This is a genomic window from Thiocapsa sp. (genome assembly GCF_011390875.1).
GTDB lineage: Bacteria > Pseudomonadota > Gammaproteobacteria > Chromatiales > Chromatiaceae > Thiocapsa.
This window is the reverse complement of the sequence record NZ_JAABRP010000371.1, coordinates 1-2,805: the sequence shown is the minus strand read 5'-3', so window position 1 is coordinate 2,805 and position 2,805 is coordinate 1. Positions and strand designations below refer to the sequence as shown.

The following is a 2,805-nucleotide window of genomic DNA, read 5'->3' as shown; positions in this document are numbered from 1 at the left end:
AGCTCCGACAGTCGTCGGGGCTGGCGCGGCCAAGCCATTCCAACAAATGACGCATATCGCACCGGGCGCGGTTTAACTCGTGACGGGATCAGCCTTTTAGGCTGCGCGGGCGGGTGATCGAGATCAGCTGAGCGCTGCCGCACGGCAGCGCGTTCCAATCGTCCGGCATCTCCAGTCGGGCCACGGTGGCGGTGGGGAGGAGCTTGCCGTCGTCCGGGATCTCCAGATCCTCGCCGACCAGGTGCATGAGGAGCTCCTCGAGACCCGGGTTATGGCCGATCAGCAGGACGGTCGCCGCCTCGGGGGAACAGCGCCCGAGGACGGACAGGAGCTGCTTGGCCTCGGCCTCATAGATGTCGGCATCCCAGACGATCTGCTTTTTCTTGATGTCGAGGCATTTGCAGACCTTCGACGCGGTCTGCTTGGCGCGCTCGGCCGGTGAGCTGACCACCAGGTCCGGGACCAAGCCCTCGCGATAGAGCCAGGCTCCGACCTTGGGGGCATCGCTCTTTCCGCGCTTTGCCAAAGGACGGTCGAAGTCGCTCGTCGCGACCGAGTCCCAGTCGGACTTGGCGTGTCGCAGGATGAGGAGCTCTCTGGGCATGGAGAAGAAGGGGTCGGCGTAACTCAAGCAGAGGTCGAACAAGTCTTGGTCACAGTAGCGGGCCTTTTAACATATCCGTCATCTTCAAGGAAATGAGGATTCCCCGCGCCGCGCACATCGGCCCCTAACGCACCGCAGCCAGCAGCCGATCCGTCATCGCTTTGGCCTGGGCGAGATAGCCGCCGCCGAAGAGGTTGAGGTGATTCAAGACATGGTAGAGATTGTAGAGGATCCTGCGCGTGCCGTACTCGGGCGGCAGCGGCGAGACCTCCCGATAGGCCGCGTAGAAGTCGGATCCGAAGCCGCCGAAGAGCTCGGTCATGGCCAGATCGGTCTCCCGATCGCCGTAATAGACAGCTGGATCGAAGATGACCGGCTCGCCCTCGCGGGTTGCGCCGATGTTGCCGCCCCAGAGATCGCCGTGCAGCAGAGACGGCGCGGGACGGTGGCCGATCAGGTCGTCGAGGACGGACATCAAGCGCTCGCCCGAATCCGACAACGTCCGGCCGTGCCCGTTGCGGACCGCCAGATCCAACTGGAACCCGAGCCGATGCGCGCGCCAGAAGTCGACCCACTCGGAGGATCGGGCGTTGTTCTGAGGCGTCGAGCCGATGGTGTTGTCACGATGCCAGCCGAAGTCGGACGCGGTGAATCGATGCAGATGCGCCAGCCGGCGGCCCGCCTCCGCGCCGTTCAAGCGCCCGGCCAGATCCAGATACTCGATCGCCAGATAGCTTTGGACGCCTGCGATACCTGTGCAGACGGGCTCGGGCACCCGAATCGCCTTCGCCGCTCGCAGGGCGACGAGGCCCTCGGACTCCGCCTCGAACATTTCCAGCCGGTCGGCGCTGTTGAGCTTGACGAAATAGGCTCGCGCGCCGTCGGCGAGCACGACCGCGCGATTGATGCAACCGCCGCCGACCGACTGTTCCCGCTGGATCCGGAAAGGACGTCCGGTCGCACTCGCGATCTCGCACGCGATCGTTTCGCGATCATTCATCCGGATCGATCACCCGGTCACGCGTCGGGCTCACTCGGCGGGCTCACGCATCGGATTCATTCATCGGGGTCTCGTCGAAACCTCGAGCAATACGCCGATGCAAGGGGCTCGAGCGCGGGAAGTGGGCACGCAGGAAGGCCATCTGATCCGCCAGGACGTGGCGCCCCATCAGGAAGATGTATTCGGCATGCGTCGGCGTGAAGGGCACTGCCAACAACTCCATGCCGGCCGCCTCGGGCGTACGCCCGGCCTTGAAATTGTTGCACCGCACGCAGGCGGTCACGACGTTGTTCCAGACATCCTTGCCGCCGCGGCTGGTGGGGCGCACGTGATCGCGCGACAAATGACGCCCCGAGAAGCGGCTGCCGCAATACATGCACATGTGGTCGTCGCGGTGAAACAGGGTACGGTTCGACAGGGGCGGTGCATAATCGTCCTGAAGCTTGTTCAGGGCGTGATGTGTGCCGTAAGTCGCGATGATGGAGTGGATCTCCAAGCGACTCTGTCGGTGGGTGCTCGAATTGATACCGCCGCGCAGCTCGAACAAGGCATCCCCGCAGGCATAGGCCACCTGCCCGAGGAAATACAGCCGGGCGGCAACCCGGTAGTCCACCCATTCCATTGGCATACCCGCCAAATCCGTTCGCAGTACCTGTTGAGTCAGTGACAACATAGCGGCGTTACGGCTCGGAATTTGCGAGCATGATACACAGTTGCCCTTCGCGCGCAAGCCGTCGCCGTCATAGGGATTTGCGATCGAACGTGACGAAACCGCTCTTAACCTCGCTGATCATTCACAGCCACCGTGCATGCCCGCGGAGGCGCTCGGCGCAGGGGTTCGGTGCCCCGCACGAGCCGCCGGAGCAATACGCAAGATACTGATTAAAAACATGTTCACAAATTGGCTAAAAAGTTTCCAAACGAACAGAACCGTAACAATGACGCCTGCTCGCGTCGACTTTACACCCGTCATCCCCAGACTTATCCACAGGAATTGTGAACTGCTCGGGTTTCATGTTCCGCGACAAGTGATTGCCGGTGTTTCCTAGCCAAGCGCGGACGTCCCGCGTCTAAACCGCGTCCAGAGCGAAATGCTCACTTTCGAGTGAGCTCGACGTTTGGTGCATCCACGACCCTTAGCGGGGACGCGGTTTAAATTTTATAATTTTTAGCATCTTAAACCGCGCCGGCTCCGACAGTT

3 protein-coding genes are annotated in these 2,805 nt (G+C 62.1%); all 3 read right to left on the bottom strand.

Going from position 1 to position 2,805, the window contains the following annotated elements:
* Positions 1–88: 88 nt before the first annotated feature.
* The 3 genes from GPT33_RS18535 to GPT33_RS18525 all read right to left on the bottom strand — a co-directional run bounded on the left by GPT33_RS18535 (position 89) and on the right by GPT33_RS18525 (position 2,277).
* Positions 89–604 (bottom strand): histidine phosphatase family protein, encoded by a 516-nt coding sequence (locus GPT33_RS18535; RefSeq protein WP_296812056.1) that lies wholly within the window; start codon positions 602–604, stop codon positions 89–91.
* A 124-nt stretch (positions 605–728) separates the two neighbouring features.
* Positions 729–1,604: a fructosamine kinase family protein gene (locus GPT33_RS18530; RefSeq protein ID WP_296812053.1), complete on the bottom strand. Its 876-nt coding sequence runs from the start codon at positions 1,602–1,604 to the stop codon at positions 729–731.
* 43 nt (positions 1,605–1,647) lie between these two features.
* Positions 1,648–2,277 carry an HNH endonuclease gene (locus GPT33_RS18525; protein ID WP_296812050.1) on the bottom strand — a complete coding sequence of 210 codons (630 nt, stop codon included), beginning with the start codon at positions 2,275–2,277 and terminating at the stop codon, positions 1,648–1,650.
* Positions 2,278–2,805 lie beyond the last annotated feature (528 nt).